Source organism: Hymenobacter arizonensis (assembly GCF_900115775.1).
In the GTDB taxonomy this organism is placed as follows: domain Bacteria; phylum Bacteroidota; class Bacteroidia; order Cytophagales; family Hymenobacteraceae; genus Hymenobacter; species Hymenobacter arizonensis.
On the sequence record NZ_FOXS01000002.1, the window covers coordinates 1,246,211 to 1,267,213 of the forward strand.

Below are 21,003 nucleotides of genomic sequence, written 5' to 3' on the forward strand. Positions count from 1 at the left end.
GTATCAGCAGGCTTTCGCCCGGCTATTGACATGGACAGGCACCCCGGGCGAGCAAATTTACAGCGGCCGGCGGTCGGTCGGCGGCGTGTTGGGCAGGTTGGGGTCGTTCTGCGGATAAGTGGTCCGGGGCCCGGCGTCGGGAGAATGAAGCTCGGTGATGGTAACCGGGCTGGCCGGGCGTACTTCCGTTGCCGGAGCATCGGTCACGCGTCCGTCGATGGTGCGAGCTGTGGGCACGCCCACTGGAGCCGAAGCACGCTGCTGCAGGTCATACAGCTTGGCTTTCAGCTCATTGATTCGCATTTCGTGCTGGCTCACCGAGCGGCGCAGCAGTACGCTGTCCAGGTTTTCGGTAATTAGGTGCAGTGCGAGGAGCACGGCGCCCACCACAAACATGGTGTAGTAGAATTGCCGCTCCTGCTCTAGCGCCGACAGGCCGGTGCCCATGCCCATAACGGAGGTGCGCACCGCGGGAGCAAGAACGAATAACAGCGCCAGTAGCAGATAAACCATTACGGCGACGGTAACAATGCGTTTGAGGGCGAGCATAGCGAAATGAGCTAGGGTGAGAACAGGGTAAGGCCACGTAATTGCGGCCCAACGGGAGACAGCCGCAAATTAGCGCTTATTAAACGAGCTATTTATCTGGCGCGGACATCTGAGCAGCTTCTGCCGAGTCGGCTGGGTCTACGGTTACGCCCCGCAGCCCTTCCGCTTCGCGGTTGGCACGGGTGGTAGGCCGAGGCGTTTCCACCTTCGGCCCAAACTTCTGAGTAACGGCCCGGTAGCCCAGGTTATAGAACAGCTTCGCTACCACGATGAACACGACAATGAACAGAAGCCAGCGAAAAGGATTTTTACCAAGCATGATTGCAACGCAATGAAGTAGAAAACGCCAACCGGTGCCGGCTGGTCAATTAATAACGGCTAAACCAACGCGGCGTTGGTCTGCATGGAGCTGAGGCGCTGATAAACACCGCCCTGGCGCCGCACCAGCTCGTCGTGGGTGCCACGCTCAACGATGCGCCCGTGCTGCAGCACCACAATCTCATCGGCGTGCTGCACGGTGCTTAGGCGGTGGGCAATCACGAGTGAGGTGCGGTTTTGCATCAGCCGCTGCAGGGCCTCCTGCACGAGCTTCTCGCTTTCGGTGTCGAGCGCCGAGGTGGCTTCGTCCAAAATCAGTATGGGTGGGTTGCGCAAAATGGCGCGGGCAATGCTGAGCCGCTGCCGCTGCCCGCCCGAGAGGCGCGAGCCCCGGTCGCCAATCACCGTTTGGTAGCCCTCGGGGCTGGCCACGATGAATTCGTGGGCGTTGGCAATCTTGGCAGCTTCGATTACTTCGGCTTCGGTAGCCTGGGTATTGAAGCGGATGTTGTTGAAAATGGAGTCGTTGAACAGGATGCTTTCCTGCGTCACGATGCCCATTTGGTCGCGCACCGAGTGCAGGGTGCAGGCCCGGAGGTCGTGCCCGTCAATCAGGATTTGGCCGGCGCTGGGGTCGTAAAAACGGGGCAGCAGGTCGGCCAGCGTGCTTTTGCCGCCGCCACTGGAGCCCACCAACGCCACCGTGCTGCCCTTGCGGATTTTCAGGTTTACATCGAATAGCACCGGGGTTTCGCCGTAGCTGAACTGCAGGTTCTGAAACTCAATCTCGTGTTCGAACGGCGGCAGCACGGCCGCATCGGGCTGGTCGCGAATGGCCGGCTCGGTATCGATTATGCTCAGCACCCGCTCGCCCGCCACTAGCCCGCGCTGGATGTTTCCGAATGAGGACGACAAGGCCTTGGCGGGCGTCAGCACCTGCGAAAACAGGATGATGTAACCGATAAATTTGGCCGCCGTCAGGTCCGACTGCCCACCCAGCACCATCACCCCGCCAAAATAAAGCAGGCCTGCCACCACGGTCACCCCCGCAAACTCGGAGAAGGGCGAGGCCAAATCCCGCGTGTTGTCGATGCTGCGCGAGGTGCGGGCGTACTGGTCGTTCTGGTCCATAAACTTGCCCAGAATGTACTTCTGCGCATTAAACGCCTTGATGACGCGCACCCCGCCCAGGGTTTCGTCAATCACCGACAGCATCGTGCCCAGCGTTTTCTGGCTTTGCTTGGCCTGCCGCCGTAGCCGCTTAGACACGGTGGCAATGATGCCTCCCGAAATAGGCAGCAAAAGCAGCGAAAACAGCGTGAGCTGAGTCGACATCGTGAACAGTACCACGAAGTAAAAAACAATGGTCAGCGGGTCACGGATGACGCCGGTAAGGGTATTCACTACCGAGGTTTCCACTTCCTGCACGTCGTTGGTGAAGCGCGACATCAGGTCGCCCTTGCGCTCGCCGCTGAAGAAGCTGAGCGGCAACTGCAAAATGCGTTGGTACAAGTCGAGGCGCAGCCCCCGGATTACCCGTGCTCGCACCCGCGCTATCAGCCGCAGGCTGAGATAGCGAAACAGGTTGCTGAAAAACACCGACGCCACCACCACAAGGCACACAAACGTGAGCGCCCCTATGCGGCCGTGCTCGGCGATAATCTGACCAAAGTAGTATTTGAACGCACCCGTGACGTACGCTATGCTGAGCGCAAATGCAGGCATGGCCGTGGGTGCATCGGCCACTGTGGCCTTGGTGGTGTCAAACAGCACGTCCAGCAGCGGAATGATGAGCGTGAAGTTGCCGATGCTGAAGAAAATAGTCAGCAGCGTATATACCAGGTACAGCGGCAGAAAATCGGCGATGGGCCGCGCGTACTGGAGTATGCGGAGGTAGGTTTTCATTTATGAAGCGCTTCGAGCGACTTTAAGAACGCCGAAACTCGGCTATTACTTCAATCGGCCCTTCAATATGCTGATTGAAAACGGCCAGCTCTTCCGCAGGCACCCATAGCTCATCGTGCTGTTGGTCGCCCACGTTCTGAACCGGAAACTGCTTCAGGTACTCCGCATCCACAGCAAAGCGAACCACATATCCCACACCGTAATAAGGTACATTCCAGTCGCGGCTGATTTGGGTAGCATATTCCTCGTTCAGCACTGGATAAAAGATGGGTTGCTCTGGCAGGCGCGGTGGAAAAGCTTTCCAGGCCAGTGCGGCAATCAGGTCCAGCTCCTGCTGATTAACGGGGCGGTATAGAAGAGTGGTCGCAACCATGTGTTTAAAATTCGTGCAAGCGCTGCGCGATGTTCCAGCGCAAGGCCAGCGAAGCAAATACCTCGTTGCCATTGCGGTCCGACGTGAGGGTGTAAGTCTGGTTGCGGCCAATGAGTTTGGCATCAACAAACAGGTTCAGGCGCGGCTGGTAGGTAGCCGTGAAGTCGGCGTGCAACAGGCGGCTTTTGTTGCCCTGGGCCGTGCGGTTGCCGAATTCACTCACGCGAGTATTGTACGATTTGAGCACGTTGCCGCCGAAGTTCTGCAGGTTAACATCGGCATTGTTCAGGTCCAAGCCTTGGTGCGAGTAGAAAGCCTTGCCCACCAGCATCAGGCGGGGGAGGGGCTGGTAGCTGAGCACGCCCAGGATTTCGGCTACGTTGGCGCCCATGGGGTGGGCCAGCGGCTGCTGGTAGTGCTGGTAGTTGGTGTAAATGTCCTCGTGCTGGTACATGAACGGGCGGATGTAGTTGAACTCCACCTGCAAGTCAACGTTGCGCAAGCCGGCCACGTCAATGTACTTGGCGCCTAACTGGGCCGCTTGTTTGTTAGCCCACCAGCCGTTACGGGCGCGTATCTCGCTCAGCTTAAATTCATCGAGTACCACCTGTCCGTAGAGCTGCGCGGTGTGGAGAATGTTCCATTTGAAGTCCAGACCCAGAATGGCGTTGTCGGGCGAGCCCACATTCTGCTCGATGGCCCGGTAGAAGATAAGCGGGTTCAGGTACTGCAGCTCGAAGCCCCCACGCCCGGCGCTGCCGCCCAAAATGGTGCTTTCAAACACGCCGATGTTGAGGTTAGGCGTCACGTCGAAGCTGAGGTGGTGCATCGCCATGTACTTTTTAGGGTACACTTGGTCTTCGTTTCTGCGCTCGGCGGTTAGCTCAGAAAACAGGTTTTGGTAGTTAAACTTCCAGATGCGGGTATTAATCTTCAGGAAGAAGTAGGGCGCGCTATAGTCCGAGAGAATAAGCGAGCGGTAGCCATTGCCAATGAAGTTGCGGTCGTGGGCCAGCTGCAGGTTGATGTGCTTGGTGGCCGCGTAGGTGATGCCACCCCGCGCTGTGAAAAAGTCGTACTGACTGCCGCCCACCGTCTTAAAGTACTTCCAATAGCCTTCGTGGGGCACCACCTGGTCGCGCTGAATCCGGTCTTGCACGTACTGTGGCACCGCCATCTGGTTTTCGGCCAGAAACGTGTAGAAGCCCAGCCGCTGGTCAATGGTGCCTTCCAGCTGCACGCCGCGGGTGTTCACGTAGCGCAAGCCGTCGATTTTGTTGTCGCGGCCCGCCTGCAGCAGCAGCACCGGGTTCACGCGCAACGTGAAGTCCGGCGTGACGACGTGGTACAAGTCAGTCTGGTTGCGGTAGAAGTAGCTCAGAATGGGCCGCTCGCTCTTGTTAGCTTCCGCACCGTACTCAGAGTTAGCCCAGTTGTCTTTCAGCAAATACTGCGCGTTAAAGCGGTCGGCGCGGGAGAGGCTGCCGTTGCCGTAAGCCTGCGTGCTGTCCGGCGATAGCATGCGCTCGGCTAGGTGGGCTACGCCAATGCGGCTGTAAGGCCGCACGCTGGTGTGCGGGTCGTGTAGCGAGTCGGAGCCGAACTTGATGGCGTAGCGGTCAATCAGGCGGTAGGTGTCCTGGTCAAGAGGCACGTAGTTGGCGCCTTGGGTGGCTTCTACTCTGTTGCCTGACGCGCTACGCTGCCGCTTAGCGCTAGTGCGCACCGTCTTTTCGCGCAAGGGCCGTTCGCGTGCCGCTTTGCTGCGCGTAGGGGGGAGGCTGTCCAGCGGCTGGTCGAAAATCAGCCAGGGCGATTTCTCCTCTTGGGTCGGTGTGGTAGGGGTAGCCGGTTCTGCGGGGGGCGTGGGCGCCGTTTGGGCGGCCAAAGGGCCAGCCAGTAGCCCTATGGCAGAAATCAGAAGCAGAGCTTTATGCATAAATACAGATAGTCTTCCTAATAAAAGCGAAACGACGCAACCCGATAAAACTTAAGGGCGGCAATTTCTTAACAAACCTACGCAGCAAGCCGTTGGCATGAATAAGCACGGCCTCCGGCGTACCCCCTAACGGTCTCATTTGGCGTGGCCAGGGCAGTGGTCAGCACCGACGAATTCCCTCACCGTTTCTTGCCAGCCCCCGGTTTTCGTGCCAACTTCGGGGCTCCGGCCGGCTTTCCTTTCCCGCCTTCACCTTCCAACTTCTTTCCAGCATGGCCAATACTCCACTTCCCTCTGCTTCGGCCAACGCCGCTGTGCCTCCCACCGCCTCGGATGCTCCGGACACGCTGGCCAACGTGCACGTGGTGTGCGCCGAGCCCAGCATTGCCAACCATTTCCTGGCCGAGCTGCGCGACAAAGAGGTGCAGAAAGACAGCCTCCGCTTCCGCCGCAACCTGCAGCGCCTGGGCGAAATCATTGCCTACCGCATCAGCCACCACCTCAGCTACACCGATAAAGTCATCCAGACGCCGTTGGCCGAAACCACCGGCAAACTGCTCCACGACTTTCCCATCCTAGCCACCGTGCTCCGCGCCGGTTTGCCCTTCCACCAAGGCTTCCTCAACTACTTCGACCAGTCGCCCAGCGCCTTCGTGGCCGCCTACCGCATCGAGGGCACGGCCCAGGTGCAGGTGCAGGTCGATTACCTCTCGGCTCCCAGCCTCGACGAGCGGGTGCTCATTCTGGCCGACCCCATGCTGGCCTCCGGCAAAAGCCTCGTGCAAACCTACCGGGCCATGCTGCGCTTCGGCACGCCGCGGCAGGTGCACATCGCCGCCGTCATCGCCTCGCCCGAGGGCCTGGCCTACGTGGCCCGCGAAATACCCGAAGCCAACCTCTGGGTAGCAGCCATCGACGAGCGGCTAAACGAACAAGCCTACATCGTCCCCGGCTTGGGCGATGCCGGCGACTTGTCCTACGGCAGCAAGCTGTAACCCCGACGGCGCGGCGGGCCTGCTGGTATCGCAAAAATGAAAGGCCGGCTCCGTTATCGTGGTATCTTTGTGGGGCGCTTTTCGCAAGTAGTTTCCCACACTTCACAGCCTACCTTTTCAGTCTACTTTGGTTCACCCCGCCTTAAAATTCGCATCTGTGTTCTTGCTGAGCACAGTTAAGTTTTTGGGTGGCCCGCTGGCCGGAGCTTCTATGGGCCTGAACTTCTGGGTAACTCTCGGGCTCACCGTGGGAGGCATGATGACCAGCGTAATTGTTTTCTCGGGCATTGGCCGCGTCTGGATGCGGCACCGCCAGAAGCAGCGTCGCCTGCGCCGCGAACCCATCTTCACCAAACGCTCCCGCAACATCATCAAGGTGTTCCGCAAGTTTGGGATGGGCGGCATCGCCTTCCTAACGCCCATTTTGCTTTCCCCCATTGGCGGCACGGTCATCGCCACCCTGCTGGGCGTGCCACGGCAGCGCATCCTGTTACACATGCTGTGGAGTGCGCTGTTCTGGGGCGGGGCGCTCACCTTCGCCAGCATCCACTTCGGCCATATGCTGAAGCACTAACTAGAGAATAACAAAAAGAACGTCATGCCGAGCGCCGCCGAGGCATCTCGCGTGCAGCAGTAATCCATTCGATTAGATTACTACCCCGCGCAAGTAGCCTCGGCGGCGCTTGGCATGACGTTTTGGAGGCGCTACCGCCGCTTCCGCGCCTTAATGGCTTTCACGCCGGGGTTCGAGCCCCCTTTCTTGCCCACGTTGGCCTTCGAGCCCTTGGTGCTCTTTTTCTGGCCCTCCTTAAAGGGCTTGCCAGTGCGCTTATCGATGGTCACGCCGGGCTTAATCCACTCTTTCTTTTCGTGGAAAGCGCCCTGGAATGTAGGGTCCAGCTTTTTGCGCCGCTCGTCTAGCTCGCGGCCCATCTTCTGCTGCTCCTCAAAAGGCGTTTCCTCTATCACCACCTCTTCGGGCAGCGGCAGCACCTCGATTTGCTGATTAATGAGTTGCTCGATTTCGCCGATGTGCACCATTTCCGCCTCGTTGGCGAAGGTGATGGCGGCCCCAATGTGCTGGGCCCGGCCCGTGCGCCCAATGCGGTGCACGTAATCGTCGTGCACAATCGGCACGTCAAAGTTGATAACGTGTGTCACCTGCGGCACATCGATGCCCCGTGCGGCCACGTCCGTTGCCACCATGTAGCGCACTTCGCCGGCCCGGAAAGCCTCCATGCTGTTGATGCGGGCGTTCTGGCCCTTGTTGCCGTGAATCACGCGCACCTCGCCAGCGGGCGCCTTGCGCTCCAGAAAGTGAGCCACCTGGTCGGCGTGCTCCTTGGTGCGCGTAAACAGCAGCACCCGCGTCATAGTCTCCGCATCGCGGTACAGCAGGAAATTCAGTAGGTTGATTTTGGTGAGCAGGTTGGGGGCCTGGTACAGCGTCTGGGTCACCGTAGAGGCGGTTTTGGCCGGAGGGCTCACCTCCACGCGCACTGGAAACTCCAGAAACTCCTCGCTAAGCAGCGTCACTCGCTCCGGCATGGTGGCCGAAAACAGCACGTTCTGCCGCTTGCGGGGAATAATCTCCAGGATGCGCCGAATTTGGGGCATGAAGCCCATATCCATCATCTTGTCGGCCTCATCCATCACGAAGGTCTTCAAGTCCCGAAGCACCAAAGCGCCTTTCAGGTAGATTTCCATCAACCGGCCCGGCGTAGCAATGAGCACGTCCACGCCCTCGGCAATGGTCTCAATTTGGGTTTTAGGCCCCAGGCCGCCGTAAATGGCAAAAATCCGCAGGTCGGTATTCACCGCCAGCGCCTTCAAATGCGTTTCTATTTGCATGGCCAGCTCGCGGGTAGGCGCCAGCACCAGGGCCCTGGGGTTGGTTCCCTGAGCATATTTTACCTTCATGAGCAGGGGCAAGCCGAAGGCCGCCGTTTTGCCGGTGCCAGTTTGGGCGATGCCCAGCACGTCGTGTCCGGCTAGGAGAAGCGGAATAGTCTGCTGCTGCACTGGCGTGGGCTCAGTAAAGCCGGCCTGGGCCACAGCTGAAAGCAGTTGTTTGTTAAGCTTAAAGTCGTCGAATGACGGGATAGTATTGGGTTCCATTCTACAAAGGTCGGAGTTTTGAAGCCGTTTGTCATCCTGAGCGGAGCGAAGGACCTTCCCACACTCGGGCCTTTAGTTATGATTTCCAGTTGAGTCAGCGGTGATAAGGTCCTTCGCTTCGCTGAGGATGACAGATACACAGAACTTTTTTTGCCCAATCCCGCTTCCTTTTCTATCTTTGCACCACCAAAACCAACACGGTAGATATAGCTCAGCTGGTTAGAGCGTCGGATTGTGATTCCGAAGGTCGTGGGTTCGAGCCCCATTATTTACCCACTAATTAAGTCCCCGGAGTTTTCCGGGGACTTTTTTTTTAATTGCCGAACGTTGTAGCAGGGATTGCGGCGCTTCAATGGGGTTCTGCTACCGAGCCGCCGGTTCTGCAATCTTCTGTTTACTTTGACAAAACCTTAACCAATAGTTACATGAGTCTTCTCGTCATCGGCAGCGTTGCATTCGACGCCATCGAAACGCCCTTCGGCAAAACCGACAAAATCATCGGCGGTGCCGCTACCTTCATCAGCCTCTCGGCTTCCTACTCGTTGAAGCCTGTGAAACTGGTGGCCGTGGTTGGCGAAGACTTCCCGCAGTCCGACATCATGCTCCTCGAAGAGCATGGCGTAGACGTAGAAGGCCTGCAAGTGAAGCAAGGCGAAAAGTCTTTCTTCTGGTCGGGCAAGTACTCGCAGGACCTGAACTCGCGCGAAACCCTCGTGACTGAGCTCAACGTGCTGGCCGATTTCGACCCCATCATTCCCGATAACTACCAGGACTGCAAATACCTCATGCTGGGCAACCTGGCCCCTCAGGTGCAGCGCCTCGTCATTCAGCGCCTCGTGAACCGTCCCAAGCTGATTGTGATGGACACCATGAACTTCTGGATGGACATTGCCCTGGAAGACCTCATCGCCACCATCGAAATGGTAGACGTGCTCAGCATCAACGACGAGGAAGCCCGCCAGCTCAGCGGCGAATACTCGCTGGTGAAGGCAGCCAAGAAAATCATGGGCATGGGCCCGAAGTTCCTCATCATCAAGAAAGGCGAGCACGGCGCCCTGCTCTTTCACAAAAACAAGGTGTTCTACGCCCCCGCACTGCCCCTGGAAGAAGTATTTGACCCCACCGGCGCCGGCGATACGTTCGCGGGCGGCTTCATCGGCCACCTTGCCGCTACCGACGACATCAGCTTCGAAAACATGAAGCGTGCCGTGATTCACGGTTCGGCCATGGCATCGTTCTGCGTCGAGAAATTTGGCACCGAGCGTCTGCTCAACCTCACCGACGAAGAGGTTGAAGCCCGCGAAGCCCAGTTTGCCGAGCTGGTGAAAGTGGTGCCAATGTCGGCTGTGGCCAACGTGGAGTAAGTAGCGTAAAGAGGGCACGGTTTAGGAGTTAAAAGTTGGGAGCCAAAACGCTCTTCGCTTTTAACTCTGACCCGAAGAGGCAACCAAATGCTTGAAACAAGGGTAAAAACCTTGTCAGCCTTTCCCTCTGACGCCACTGCCATGTCTAAGAACGAACAGAACGACTCGTCTGAGCATAAGAACGACCCAGGCTCGCCTATGGGCCCCGATGCGCTGAATGCTCCTAGCGCTAAAAATCCTCCGGCTTCTGTAGAGGCTGGCGTATTGGGTAGCAAGAGCACCATCACTCAGAACGCCAACCAGAACCACATCACCGTTTCGGGCAACCAAGTCAAAGGCAACCAGCCGGGCGGTAACCTCAATGATATCATTCACTCGCAAGTGAATAAACCTCGCAGCAACCCTCAAGGCAATGCGCCCATGTCGGTCGACCGCGACAACTCCAAGAAAGGCCCCGGCAGCAAAGCCGACTAACCTGCCGTTATAAAATAAAAGCCCCTTCAACTCGATTGAAGGGGCTTTTTTGATGACGTTACTTGCCTAGAAGTCCCAGCCCAGCCATTTACTAAATCCTTCCTGCTGGGCCGTATCGGCCGTATCCAGCTTGCTCACCGCGTACCGTTGGCCAAAGCTCACCCCTGGCATTGCGGCCAGGGTCACGGTCAGCAGCCGGCTCTGGCGAAACACGCTGACCTCGTAGCTCGCGGCCCCGTTGTTTAGCAGCGACTGGAGGTTCATATCGACGCGCCGACCGTTTACCGCCACTATTTCATCGTCCACGGTCAGGGCCAGCGCCGCCGGCGAGTCCGGCCAGATGGCACTTACCTCGGTGCGCTCGTTCTTCACCACCGTCCGGAAACCAAACGTGCTTTCTGAGGCCGAGCCGTTCTCAGCTACCATCAGCTGGCAGCCCACGGTGTGCAGCACTTTGTTTAGAGGGTCGGTGAGCGGAGCAGTGCCATAAATGAATTTATCGAAGTAGGCCTGCATGTTACGGCCTGCCACTTCGTTCACAAGACGGATATAATCAGCTTCAGTGTAGCCAATTCCGGTTTTGCCAAACTCCTCGTACAGCCGCCGCAGCACATCGTCGAGGCTGCGGGCGTGGCCTGACAACTGCCGGATGGTAAGGTCCAGAATCAGCGCAGCCAGAGCGCCTTTGTGGTACACCGATACCTTGCGGTCGGGCACGCCGGGCTTGTAGCCATCGAGCCAAAGGTCCATCGAGGCATCGGCCAGGGAGAGGTTTTCGCTGCTAGCATCGTCGAAGTGCTTACGCAGCACCGTGTTCAATTCTTCGAAATACTGCGCTGGCGTGTGCACCTGGCAGCGGGCCAGCAGGTACTCACCGTAGTAAGTCGTGATGCCTTCGGCGATGAAACAGGTGCGGAAGTAGTTCTCACGGCTGTAGTCATAAGGCTGCATTTCGGCTGGCCGAATGCTTTTGATGTTCCAGGTATGGAACAGCTCGTGGCAGCTCACGCCCAGCAACTCTTTGTACAAGCCCTCGCTCATAATCAGCTCGGCCGGGCCCAGCGTAATCACCGTAGAGTTGTTGTGCTCCACCCCGTGGTAATGCTTGTAGGGCAAAAACTGGTTTAGAAAGTGATAATCTGCTACCGGGAAGCCTCCGAATAGTTGCAGCTGCACTTCCGAAAAGGCTTTAAAATCGGTCAGAATCCGCGGCCAGTCCAGCTCAGCCTCGCCCTGCACCCACACGTGGAAGGGCAGGCCGCCGGCTGCGTATTCCTGGTGTACCAGGGTGGGGCTGGCGATGAGCGGCGAATCGGCCAAGTGGTCAAAATCCGGGGCTGCCAGCACGTTGGGTGATGTTTGAGGCAAGCCACAGGCTATTTGCCAGCCTTCGGGTAGGGCCAGGGTTAGCTCGCAGGCTTCCTGCTGCCTTCCCTCCACGTACATCAGCGCCTGCACCGGGTTTAAGTACAGTTGCGTTTCGTCTAGCCAAGACCCGCCAGCGTCCATCTGGTGGGCGTAGAAGTTGTAGCGCACGCGCACCGTCAGGCCGGCAGCGTTGGCCACTTCCCATCGGTCCTTGGTTGTCTTGCGGAAGGGGAGAAGCTTATTCGTAGTCGCATCAAATACCTCCACCTTCTGTATTTTTTGCGCAAAGTTTTGCAGCTCATAACGGCCCGGGCGCCACGCCGGTAGCTGCAGCTCTAGTGGAGCTGCGGCCTCAGGCGCCACATCCATGGTAAGCTCAATTTGGAAATAAAACGTGAGGGGATTTTCGAAGGAAACGCGGTAGTGAATCATGGCCAAAACGGTGTAAAGGGGCTTAAAGCTACTGCGAGCCGGCCCATTGCCGGTAAAAGTGGCTGAGGGCCTTGCCTTTTCCACAGAAAGCCCGTACCTTTGCCGGCCCAACTCGAAACTAGACATACCATGAAACGTACCTATCAGCCTTCGAAGCGTAAGCGTGTTAACAAGCACGGCTTCCGTCTCCGCATGGAAACCGCTAACGGCCGCAACGTACTGGCCCGTCGTCGCGCCAAAGGCCGCAAGCGCCTCACCGTATCCGACGAAGGCAAGCACAAGCGCTAGTATTTATTAGCTGCTGGCTTATAGCTGTTAGCCGTTGGAGAACAGCCGTAAGCAAGAGGCTAACAGCTACCCGCTATTCTTATGCAAGAACCACAATCACCTGGCTCCCCCTCTCCACGGGAAAGGGGGCCGGGCGGTGAGGTTCCCGGAGTGGCGCCTACCCGGCGCTATACCTTTCCAAAAGAGGAACACCTGTGTCGCAAGAAGCTCATCGAAGAGCTTTTTAGCAAGCAGAGTTCCTCTTTTGGCGTTTATCCCCTTCGCATGGTGTGGGTGGCAAGTGCCGCGCCCACAACAGCGCCACCCCAAGTGCTCATTAGCGTAAGTAAGCGCACCTTCAAACGGGCCGTAGACCGCAACCGCCTCAAGCGGCTCATTCGCGAGGCTTATCGGCTCAATAAATATCGGTTGCTGGAGCAACCCGGCGGGCATCAGGTCGCTCTTCTAGGTATTATCTTCACGGGCAAGGAAAAAAGTCCGCTGACGTTGGTGGAAAAAAAATTAATTTCCGGAATACAACGTTTGTTAAGCACGACGGCCGCGGCATCCGCCTCGCCTTCTGCCCCGTAGATTCGCCTACCTGCTACCTGTATTTTATGACTATCCGTAAAAAACTACTCGCTACTCTGGCTCTAGGTACGTTGGGGTTGGTGTCTTTTCGGGCAGCTTCCGATAACGAACGGTACTTCGAAATTGCCAAAAACCTGGACATTTTCGTTACCCTGTTCAAGGAGGTGAACACCTATTACGTTGATGAGATAACGCCCGCTAAGCTCGTGAAAACGGGCATCGACGGCATGTTGCGCTCGCTCGACCCCTACACCAACTACATTCCAGAAGACGACATCGAGGATTTCCGCACCATGACCACCGGCCAATACGGCGGCATTGGGGCCTCGGTAGTGAAGCGCAACGGCAAAACCATTGTGCAAAGCGCCTACGAAGGCTATCCGGCCCAGAAAGCAGGTTTGCTGCCCGGCGATGAGATTCTGAATATTAACGGCGTAGTGGTCGATAAAAAGACCAACTCGGATATCAGCAAGCTCCTCAAGGGCCAAGCCAACTCGGTTGTGAAGCTCATGGTGACGCGCTACGGCCAGACCCAGCCTGTTCAGATTGACATTACCCGCGACAGAATTCAGGTAGACAACGTGCCCTACATCGGTATGATAGCCGGCGACGTCGGCTACTTCCAGTTGGGCGGTTTCACCGTTGATGCTGGAAAGGAAGTGCGCATGGCCGTGAACAAGCTCAAGGAGCAGGGCGCCAAGAAAATCGTGTTCGACATCCGCGACAACCCCGGTGGTTTGCTGAATGAGGCTGTGAACATCTCCAACCTGTTTATCGACAAAGGTCTGGACGTAGTGAGCACCAAAGGCAAGGTGACGGAGTGGAATAAAACCTACAAAGCCCTCGACCAGCCGCTCGATACCCAGATTCCAGTAGCCATCATCACATCGAACCGCTCAGCCTCGGCTTCTGAAATTGTGTCGGGTGTGCTCCAAGACTATGACCGCGCCGTACTGGTTGGCGAGCGCACGTTCGGCAAAGGCCTCGTGCAAGCCACCCGCCCGCTGAGCTACAACTCCCAGCTAAAGGTGACCACTGCCAAATACTACATTCCCAGCGGCCGCTGCATTCAGGAAATAGACTACGCCCACCGCGCCGATGACGGCACGCTGGGCAAATTCCCCGATTCCCTCCGCACCGCTTTCAAAACGAATGCTGGCCGTACGGTGTACGACGGCGGCGGCGTAGCCCCCGACATTGAAGTGCAGGACCGTGAAATTGCGGACATCACCCGCATTCTGCTCCAGAAAAGCTACCTCTTCGACTATGCTACCCGCTATCGGGCCGAGCATGCCACCATTGCCCCGGCCCGCCAGTTCAAGCTGTCTGACCCGGAGTACCAGAAATTTGTCAATTACCTCCAGGGCAAGAACATCAGCTACAGCACCGATGCTGAAAAAGCCCTTACCGAACTCGGCAAAAAGGTAAAAGACGACAAGCACTACGACGACGTGAAACTGGAGCTCGAATCCATCCGCAAGAAGGTGACCGTGAACAAGGCCAACGACCTGCAGCGTTTCAAGCCCGAAATCAAAGAGTTGCTGGAGCAGGAAATCGTTTCCCGCTACTACTTCGAGAAAGGCCGCACCGAAGCCGGCTTCGACGACGACCCCAACATCATTGCCGCTGTGGCCGTGCTGAACGACCCAAACCGCTACGCCGCTCTGCTGAAACCTACGGGGCAAGCAGCTAGTGCCCGGAAGTCATCGGGGACTAAGTAGTAATTTTGATGCTAAATGAATAAGAAGCAGACCCCATGAGGGTCTGCTTTTTTGTGTAATCGTAAATGTCAACACTCCTTCTTTCCCTCGAAACCTCTTCTCCCGTCTGTTCGGTAGCTCTCCACCGAGTTGAGGATGGCTCCCTAGTCGGTCAAACCGAGCTGCGTCTCGATAAATCGCATTCCACGCACCTCACTATCTTAATTGAGCAGCTCCTCGAAAACACCGGTCATTCCCTAAAAGACCTCGCGGCCGTAGCCGTGAGCGACGGACCTGGCTCTTACACTGGCCTGCGCATTGGCGGCGCTGCAGTCAAAGGCCTATGTTTCGCGCTGGACATTCCACTAATAGCCATCAGCACACTGCAGGCGCTTGCCGCACAAGTAGCCGCTGTCACTGCTCGGCCTGAAGCGCATCTGTACTGCCCAATGCTGGATGCCCGGCGCATGGAGGTCTATGCTGCCCTTTATACCCACGAAGGACAGGAAGTCTTGGCTCCCACGCCACTCCTCCTCGACGCCGACACGCTGGCTGAACAATTGAGTCGCTATTCCGTGTTGTTCTTTGGTCACGGAGCAGCAAAGTGTCAACCGCTGCTAGGGGAGCACCCCAACGCCGGCTTCCTAACCGGCATTGAGCCTTCAGCCGTGGCAGTTGGGAAATTGGCAATTGCCGCCTATCATCGCCAGGATTTCCAGGACGTAGCATATTACGAGCCGTTTTACTTGAAGGAAGTTCATACCACAACGCCAAAAAAACTGTCATCCTGAGCACAGCGAAGGACCTTATCACGATAGACGTGCAGTTGTTCCAAACGACGCGGACGTAATAAGGTCCTCCGCTGCCCTCACGGTGACAAGTGTTTACTAAAGAATATTCTATGGAACCTCTCTTCGTCAACCGCGTCGCCAATAGTGGCCTCGTTACCATCAACCTGGAAGAATTCATTCATCCCGGTGAGCGGGTGGTATACGACATCAAAGACAACCTCTTCCACGGCCTCATGCTGCGCGAGAAGGATTTCCGCGAGTTTGTTAAGACCAACGATTGGAGCCAATACGACGGCAAGAACGTCGCCATCATCTGCTCGGCCGATGCCATCGTGCCCACCTGGGCCTACATGCTACTCGCCACCAAGCTTCAGAATCATGCGCACCGCTACGTCTTCGGCAACCTCGAAGCCCTAGAGCAGTCCCTCTTCCAGGAAGCCATCGCAGCCATCGATACCGAAGAATACCGCGACGCCAAAGTAGTAGTAAAAGGCTGCGGCAACGTGCCCGTGCCTACCTATGCCTACGTAGCCATCATGCAAAAGCTGCTCCCCGTCACCAGCAGCATCATGTATGGCGAGCCCTGCAGCACCGTGCCGCTCTACAAAAAGCCCAAGGTTCAAGCGTAGTGCCCTTGCCCTCCTTGCTGTAGAGACGCGGCACCTCGCGTCTCATCGTTGAACGATGCTCGAACAATGACGTCATCACGGCGCGGATGCCGAGACGCGAACCGAAGGTCGGCGTAGCCAAGCGTCGCGTCTCTACAGTTTGAACCTACTTCGGCTCAAACAGACCACAGGCTTGCATCTTTGCACCATGCCTGAGCTTACCCGCATACCCTATAAAATCACTTTCCTCACTGGGGCGTCCATTGTCATCGCCAATATGGTGGGCACGGGCGTGTTTACTAGCTTAGGATTTCAGGTGATGGGCATCCAAAGCGGCTTTGCGCTGCTCATGCTTTGGTTGGTTGGTGGCCTGATTGCCCTATGTGGTGCCGTTTGCTATGGTGAATTAGCCGCCGCCATGCCCCGCTCGGGTGGCGAGTATCATTACCTAAGCCAGATTTATCACCCAGCGCTAGGGTTTCTTTCCGGATGGGTATCCGCAACTGTTGGCTTTGCTGCGCCCACGGCCCTGGCTGCTTTAGCGCTGGGCGAATACGCCAAAAGCCTCTGGCCAAATCTCCAGCCCACGTGGCTATCCGTCGCGGTAGTGCTCGCACTCACCGTAGTCCACGGTAGCAGCACCCGTGCCGGCAGCCGCCTGCAAGTCATCATCACTGCTTTGAAGGTAGTAGTGCTGGTCGTTTTTATCGGTGCCGGCATGGTGATAGGGGAGGGGCAGCCCTTAAGCTTCGCGCCCGACGCTGCTGGTTGGGAGGCCCTGCTCAGTCCTGCTTTTGCCGTTTCACTGGTTTATGTGAGCTATGCATACTCCGGTTGGAACGCCGCCGTCTACGTCACCGGCGAAATCGAAAACCCCAAGCGCAACCTGTCACGCATTCTATTGGCTGGCACGGCCGTGGTTCTCCTATTATATGTAGGGCTCAATTATGTATTCCTGCGCTCTACGCCACTGGCTGGATTGAGCGGCCAGGTTGAAGTCGGCTTTGTTGCCGCTACATCGCTTTTTGGTCCTCTCGGCGGCCGGCTCATGGGCGGAGTCATCGCGGCCCTGCTCGTTTCTACCATCAGTTCCATGATTTTTGCTGGCCCACGCATCGTCCAAACCATGGGGGAGGACATTACCGCCCTGCGCTGGCTGGCCCCCCGCAGCCGTGCCGGCATCCCCGTGCGGGCACTGCTGCTTCAAACGGCCATCACTCTGGCCTTCATTCTCAGGCCCAGTTTCAAAGAAGTTTTAGTGTACGCAGGCTTCGTCTTAAATCTCTTCACCTTCCTTACGGTGCTGGGCTTATTCGTTCTCCGGGTAAGAAAGCCAGACTTGCCGCGTCCCTACCGCGCCTGGGGCTACCCCATCACGCCGCTGATTTTCCTGGGCCTGAGTGGTTGGACGCTGGCCTTCATCCTGCGCGACAAGCCCACTGAATCGCTCTATGGCTTGGGGACCTTGGCCGTCGGCTTGCTCGTGTACTTCTTCACCATGCGCACCGCCCGCCCGGCACCAGCAGCCCCAGGCTAAGGCGCTGCCGTAACTTGCAGCTTCTTTATCAGGCTTCACTCCAAAGAATTGCCTTCTTTAACTAGGTTCTATATAATGTACGTCCGCACCGCTGCACTTCGGCTGTTCCCAGCCGCGCTGCTTCTACTGACTGCCTGCTCCGAGTCGAATACCAAATCCGACACAGCTGCCACCGGAGAAACCATGGCTTCCACCGCAGATGCCATCGATTCCACCAAATCGCCCTCGCCAAGCGCAGCTTCCGCACGTCCCAATCGCTCAGCCGTACCCGATACCAGCTACGCTCAGGATGTCGCGGCTTATCTCGGCGGCCTGCGCCCCAGCCAAAAGAGCAACCTCACTACGCTGGCCGAGCAGCCTGCTTGGCAGGCTTTCGCCAAAGACCAAGACAAAAGCTGGGATAAATACCGCGCCACCCACACCACCAACATGACTAAGTGGGCCAGCACCGAACTCGACGAAGTGCACCGCAGTAGTCCCACCGTCTTCTATCCCTTCAGCGGCCCCGATTTCCTGAACGTCTTCACGATGTTCCCCACTAGCCAAACCTACGTGCTGATGGGGCTCGAGCCCGTTGGGAGTGTACCCGTGCGGGCCTCCCTGGAAAACCCTGCCTTGTTCCCAGCCGTCAAAGCATCCCTTTGGTCAGTTCTGAACTTCAGCTTCTTCCGTACCAACGACATGGCCGTCGACCTAAAATCCGTAGAGCTCGACGGTGCCCTGCCACTCCTGATGCTCTTCGCTGCCCGCACCGGTAACCAAATTACCGCCATTCGCCCCGTGCAGCTCGATGCCGCCGGCCAGCTTCTCGACGCACCCACTGATACCACCCAGGCTGCCAGCCCTAACCAAAAGTCAGCGTTAGCTAAATCTGTCCCCGGCGTCGAAATGAAGCTGCGCGGCCCCGACGGTCAGCCTAAAACTGTCTATTATTTCTCCACCGACCTCAGCAACCATGGCCTGCAAGTCAAGCCGGCTCCCATTCAGTTTGTGCGCTCCCTTGGCCCTCTGACCACCTATGTCAAGTCGGCTACGTATCTAATGCACAAACTCTATTTCAGCGAGGTACGTCGGCTGGTGTTGCGCCACAGCCGCTACATCCTGCAAGACGATTCTGGCATTGCCATGAAATTCTTTCAAAAAGGTGCGTGGCAATTCAATTACTATGGCACTTACAAGCGTCCCATCAACTTATTCGCCAAACACTATCAGCCCGAGCTCACGGCTGCCTATACCGATTCTACTCACCGCCCCAAGTCCCTGCCCTTCGGTACCGGCTACAACTGGCGCCAGACAGATTCCAACCTGCTACTAGCCCGCCGCCTAATTCCTCTGGCTGATTAATCTTCTAGCAAAAGCAGCCTCACAGGGCCGTGGTGGCAACACCACGGCCCTTTCTATTTTATCCTCCTATGAAAACGCCCTATAAACCGACGTTCCTACGCTCCTATATAATAGGCGCAACCCTATTACTATCTACAACTGCCATACTTGCTTTAGCCAAATCGATACATTCTCTTCCGCAAACCCCCCTTTTCTATCAGTCAGAGGATATATCTGTCAGAAAACAGAGTGCATCGTCAACCAGCAATGATTCCCCTCTATTAGACAGCCTCCTCCGCGCCACTCCGCAATTAGCTCGCGTTGCCACCAATCCTAACTACGAGCTTCAAATCATCTACACCCAAATAAATCGCGACGCCCAAAATCGCCCCAGTTTCATTCCCCACACCTTCCATCTCAACGCTAGCCAGTACTTCAATCCCGCCAGTTTAGTAAAGCTCCCGGTAGCAGTCCTTTCTCTCGAAAAACTCAATGCCATCAACAAAACTGGAATTACCCGTAATACTATCTTAGCCACTGGAGTCGCGTTCCGCTGCCAAACGCCCGTTCGCTTCGCCGCCCCCGCCGACTCTGACCAAGCCGCCACCGTTGGTAACTACATCAAGCGAATATTGCTCATTAGCGACAACCTCGCCTACAATCGCCTCTACGAATTCCTCGGCCAGCGCCCCCTCAACGAGCGTCTTGCCCAGCTTGGTTATCCCAACTCGCGCATCACCCGCCGCTTTGTCCCCTGCGACACCACCGCCAATCGCCACACCAACCCCATCAGCTTTCATACCCGCCAGGGGGATACCTTATATAAGGAGTCGGCCAAATTCAACCCGCGTCCCTATACCAGTCCCCTCGGCCCAGTCCTCAAGGGCCGCGCCCACCAGGCCGGTGGCCGCATCATCCCCAAGCCCTACGATTTCACTATCGCCAATCACCTCCCTCTGGCCGATATCACCTCCCTACTACAAAGCATTCTCTTCCCTGCTACTGTTCCCCCCAACCAGCGCCCCAACCTCACCGCTGCCGATTACAGCTTCCTGCGTCGCTACCTCCACGCAACCCCGCACCAATCCGGCTTCCAGCCATATACCCCAGCGCGCTATTTCGACGCATATAAGAAGTATCTCTATTACGGCCGAAACTCCAAGCTACCTCATCAACCCGGGCTTCGCATCTACAACATTGTAGGCATGTCTCACGGCTACCTCTCCGACGTCGCCTATTTCGCCGATTCCCTGCGCCAATCAGAATTTATGCTCAGCGCTGTTCTGTACGTCAACCGCAACGGCATCATCAACGACGGTACCTACGAATACGAGTCCATCGGCCTACCCTTTCTAGCCCAATTAGGCCGCACCATTCATGAGTACGAAGCCCAACGTCCCCGTCAATTCCGACCTAATCTGTCCGCATTTTTAACAGCTGAGCTAAGCCGCTAAATTTTTTCGACGAAATCCCCTTTGATAAGTCGCTGATTTATACTTGCCACTAATAATAAACCGTCCCATGACTGGCTCAACAAGCAATAATCTTTGCTTTGACCTTTTGCATCTCGAAAAAACCTCCTACTTTTGCAGTCCCAAAACGTCAAACGGACTACTGGGTTTCTCTGAACGTAAGCTCTTGAGAAAATTTGAAAGTTATGGAACTCCCCTTGAAGTTTGTTTGTCTTGCTTCTCGTGCTGCCTGAGCAAAGTCCTAGAAAATAAATTTTCGAGAGCTGTTGCGAAAGCCGAAAAAGTTACCGTACCTTTGCACCCCGCTTCAATAGGAGGCGAAACGAATTGAAAAGCGAAAAAGAAAAATCCTAAAAAATTTTCCTCTGCAGCTTGACAAATGAAAAATCTCTCTTACCTTTGCACTCCCAAATCGAAAGAAGGGAATTGAAAGAAAGAAGACATCGGCCAAATAGGCCACACTGTTAACCCAACTGGGGTTGGCACACGTTCTTTGAATGTTTGGAAAAGACAAATTGGTAAGACCTGCTTTTAGCAGGTTGACAACCGAGCGTAACATAGAAGATGAACTCGTTATATACGAGTCGGATTCGCACTCGACATCAGCCCGTGTTCGCACGGGTGTAGGAATATTTTACAATGGAGAGTTTGATCTTGGCTCAGGATGAACGCTAGCGGCAGGCCTAATACATGCAAGTCGAACGGTTCTTAGCAATAGGAATAGTGGCGCACGGGTGCGTAACGCGTAACCAACCTACCCAGTTCTGGGGGATAGCCCGCCGAAAGGCGGATTAATACCGCATAAGACCATAGAGTGGCATCACTTCGTGGTTAAAGATTTATTGGAATTGGATGGGGTTGCGTGCCATTAGCTAGTTG

At 56.4% G+C, this 21,003-nt stretch carries 19 protein-coding genes, 1 tRNA gene and 1 rRNA gene; 14 read left to right on the plus strand and 7 right to left on the minus strand.

Going from position 1 to position 21,003, the window contains the following annotated elements:
- Window positions 1-57 precede the first annotated feature (57 nt).
- The 5 genes from BMZ66_RS11595 to BMZ66_RS11615 all read right to left on the minus strand — a co-directional run bounded on the left by BMZ66_RS11595 (window position 58) and on the right by BMZ66_RS11615 (window position 5,084).
- Window positions 58-549, minus strand: a complete 492-nt coding sequence (locus tag BMZ66_RS11595; protein ID WP_092672777.1) for a hypothetical protein — start codon at window positions 547-549, stop codon at window positions 58-60.
- 88 nt (window positions 550-637) lie between these two features.
- Window positions 638-868, minus strand: coding sequence for a hypothetical protein (locus tag BMZ66_RS11600; protein WP_092672780.1), 231 nt, complete (start codon window positions 866-868; stop codon window positions 638-640).
- Window positions 869-927: 59 nt separating this feature from the next.
- Window positions 928-2,772 (minus strand): ABC transporter ATP-binding protein, encoded by a 1,845-nt coding sequence (locus tag BMZ66_RS11605; RefSeq protein WP_092672783.1) that lies wholly within the window; start codon window positions 2,770-2,772, stop codon window positions 928-930.
- 22 nt (window positions 2,773-2,794) lie between these two features.
- Complete coding sequence (locus BMZ66_RS11610) at window positions 2,795-3,145, minus strand: hypothetical protein (RefSeq protein WP_092672786.1); 351 nt, start codon at window positions 3,143-3,145, stop codon at window positions 2,795-2,797.
- 4 nt (window positions 3,146-3,149) lie between these two features.
- Window positions 3,150-5,084: a capsule assembly Wzi family protein gene (locus BMZ66_RS11615; protein WP_092672789.1), complete on the minus strand. Its 1,935-nt coding sequence runs from the start codon at window positions 5,082-5,084 to the stop codon at window positions 3,150-3,152.
- A gap of 272 nt (window positions 5,085-5,356) precedes the next feature.
- Here BMZ66_RS11615 and upp point away from each other — a divergent pair, with 272 nt between their 5' ends.
- Window positions 5,357-6,079: a uracil phosphoribosyltransferase gene (upp, locus tag BMZ66_RS11620; RefSeq protein ID WP_092672792.1), complete on the plus strand. Its 723-nt coding sequence runs from the start codon at window positions 5,357-5,359 to the stop codon at window positions 6,077-6,079.
- A gap of 157 nt (window positions 6,080-6,236) precedes the next feature.
- On the plus strand, window positions 6,237-6,653 hold the full coding sequence (locus tag BMZ66_RS11625; protein WP_234795068.1) for a hypothetical protein: 417 nt from the start codon (window positions 6,237-6,239) through the stop codon (window positions 6,651-6,653).
- 131 nt (window positions 6,654-6,784) lie between these two features.
- Here BMZ66_RS11625 and BMZ66_RS11630 read toward each other — a convergent pair whose 3' ends face one another.
- Window positions 6,785-8,197: a DEAD/DEAH box helicase gene (locus tag BMZ66_RS11630; RefSeq protein WP_092672795.1), complete on the minus strand. Its 1,413-nt coding sequence runs from the start codon at window positions 8,195-8,197 to the stop codon at window positions 6,785-6,787.
- 200 nt (window positions 8,198-8,397) lie between these two features.
- Here BMZ66_RS11630 and BMZ66_RS11635 point away from each other — a divergent pair.
- From BMZ66_RS11635 to BMZ66_RS11645, 3 genes are all read left to right on the plus strand, one after another.
- Window positions 8,398-8,471, plus strand: a tRNA-His gene (locus tag BMZ66_RS11635).
- A 151-nt stretch (window positions 8,472-8,622) separates the two neighbouring features.
- Window positions 8,623-9,561, plus strand: coding sequence for a PfkB family carbohydrate kinase (locus BMZ66_RS11640; RefSeq protein ID WP_092672798.1), 939 nt, complete (start codon window positions 8,623-8,625; stop codon window positions 9,559-9,561).
- A 141-nt stretch (window positions 9,562-9,702) separates the two neighbouring features.
- Window positions 9,703-10,035 carry a hypothetical protein gene (locus tag BMZ66_RS11645; RefSeq protein WP_092672801.1) on the plus strand — a complete coding sequence of 111 codons (333 nt, stop codon included), beginning with the start codon at window positions 9,703-9,705 and terminating at the stop codon, window positions 10,033-10,035.
- Between the two features lie 66 nt (window positions 10,036-10,101).
- On the opposite strand, the gene BMZ66_RS11650 is transcribed toward BMZ66_RS11645, so the two are convergent.
- Entirely contained in the window at window positions 10,102-11,835 is a 1,734-nt protein-coding gene (locus BMZ66_RS11650) for a M61 family metallopeptidase (protein WP_092673094.1), read from the minus strand.
- Between the two features lie 129 nt (window positions 11,836-11,964).
- Between BMZ66_RS11650 and rpmH the strand changes: the two genes are divergently transcribed.
- From rpmH to BMZ66_RS11695, 9 genes are all read left to right on the plus strand, one after another.
- Window positions 11,965-12,123 carry a 50S ribosomal protein L34 gene (rpmH, locus tag BMZ66_RS11655; protein ID WP_046246180.1) on the plus strand — a complete coding sequence of 53 codons (159 nt, stop codon included), beginning with the start codon at window positions 11,965-11,967 and terminating at the stop codon, window positions 12,121-12,123.
- 81 nt (window positions 12,124-12,204) lie between these two features.
- Window positions 12,205-12,693 (plus strand): ribonuclease P protein component, encoded by a 489-nt coding sequence (locus tag BMZ66_RS11660; protein ID WP_092672805.1) that lies wholly within the window; start codon window positions 12,205-12,207, stop codon window positions 12,691-12,693.
- Between the two features lie 26 nt (window positions 12,694-12,719).
- On the plus strand, window positions 12,720-14,414 hold the full coding sequence (locus tag BMZ66_RS11665) for a S41 family peptidase (RefSeq protein WP_092672808.1): 1,695 nt from the start codon (window positions 12,720-12,722) through the stop codon (window positions 14,412-14,414).
- Between the two features lie 65 nt (window positions 14,415-14,479).
- Entirely contained in the window at window positions 14,480-15,184 is a 705-nt protein-coding gene (gene tsaB / locus BMZ66_RS11670; RefSeq protein ID WP_092672811.1) for a tRNA (adenosine(37)-N6)-threonylcarbamoyltransferase complex dimerization subunit type 1 TsaB, read from the plus strand.
- A 110-nt stretch (window positions 15,185-15,294) separates the two neighbouring features.
- Entirely contained in the window at window positions 15,295-15,813 is a 519-nt protein-coding gene (locus BMZ66_RS11675) for a DUF2480 family protein (RefSeq protein WP_092672814.1), read from the plus strand.
- A 187-nt stretch (window positions 15,814-16,000) separates the two neighbouring features.
- On the plus strand, window positions 16,001-17,329 hold the full coding sequence (locus tag BMZ66_RS11680; RefSeq protein ID WP_092672817.1) for an APC family permease: 1,329 nt from the start codon (window positions 16,001-16,003) through the stop codon (window positions 17,327-17,329).
- A 183-nt stretch (window positions 17,330-17,512) separates the two neighbouring features.
- Window positions 17,513-18,673 (plus strand): hypothetical protein, encoded by a 1,161-nt coding sequence (locus tag BMZ66_RS11685; RefSeq protein ID WP_143080164.1) that lies wholly within the window; start codon window positions 17,513-17,515, stop codon window positions 18,671-18,673.
- A gap of 68 nt (window positions 18,674-18,741) precedes the next feature.
- The gene (locus BMZ66_RS11690) at window positions 18,742-20,106 is read left to right on the plus strand and encodes a serine hydrolase (protein WP_092672823.1); all 1,365 of its coding nucleotides are present in this window, start codon (window positions 18,742-18,744) and stop codon (window positions 20,104-20,106) included.
- A 654-nt stretch (window positions 20,107-20,760) separates the two neighbouring features.
- Window positions 20,761-21,003, plus strand: a 16S ribosomal RNA gene (locus tag BMZ66_RS11695); the annotation flags it as partial.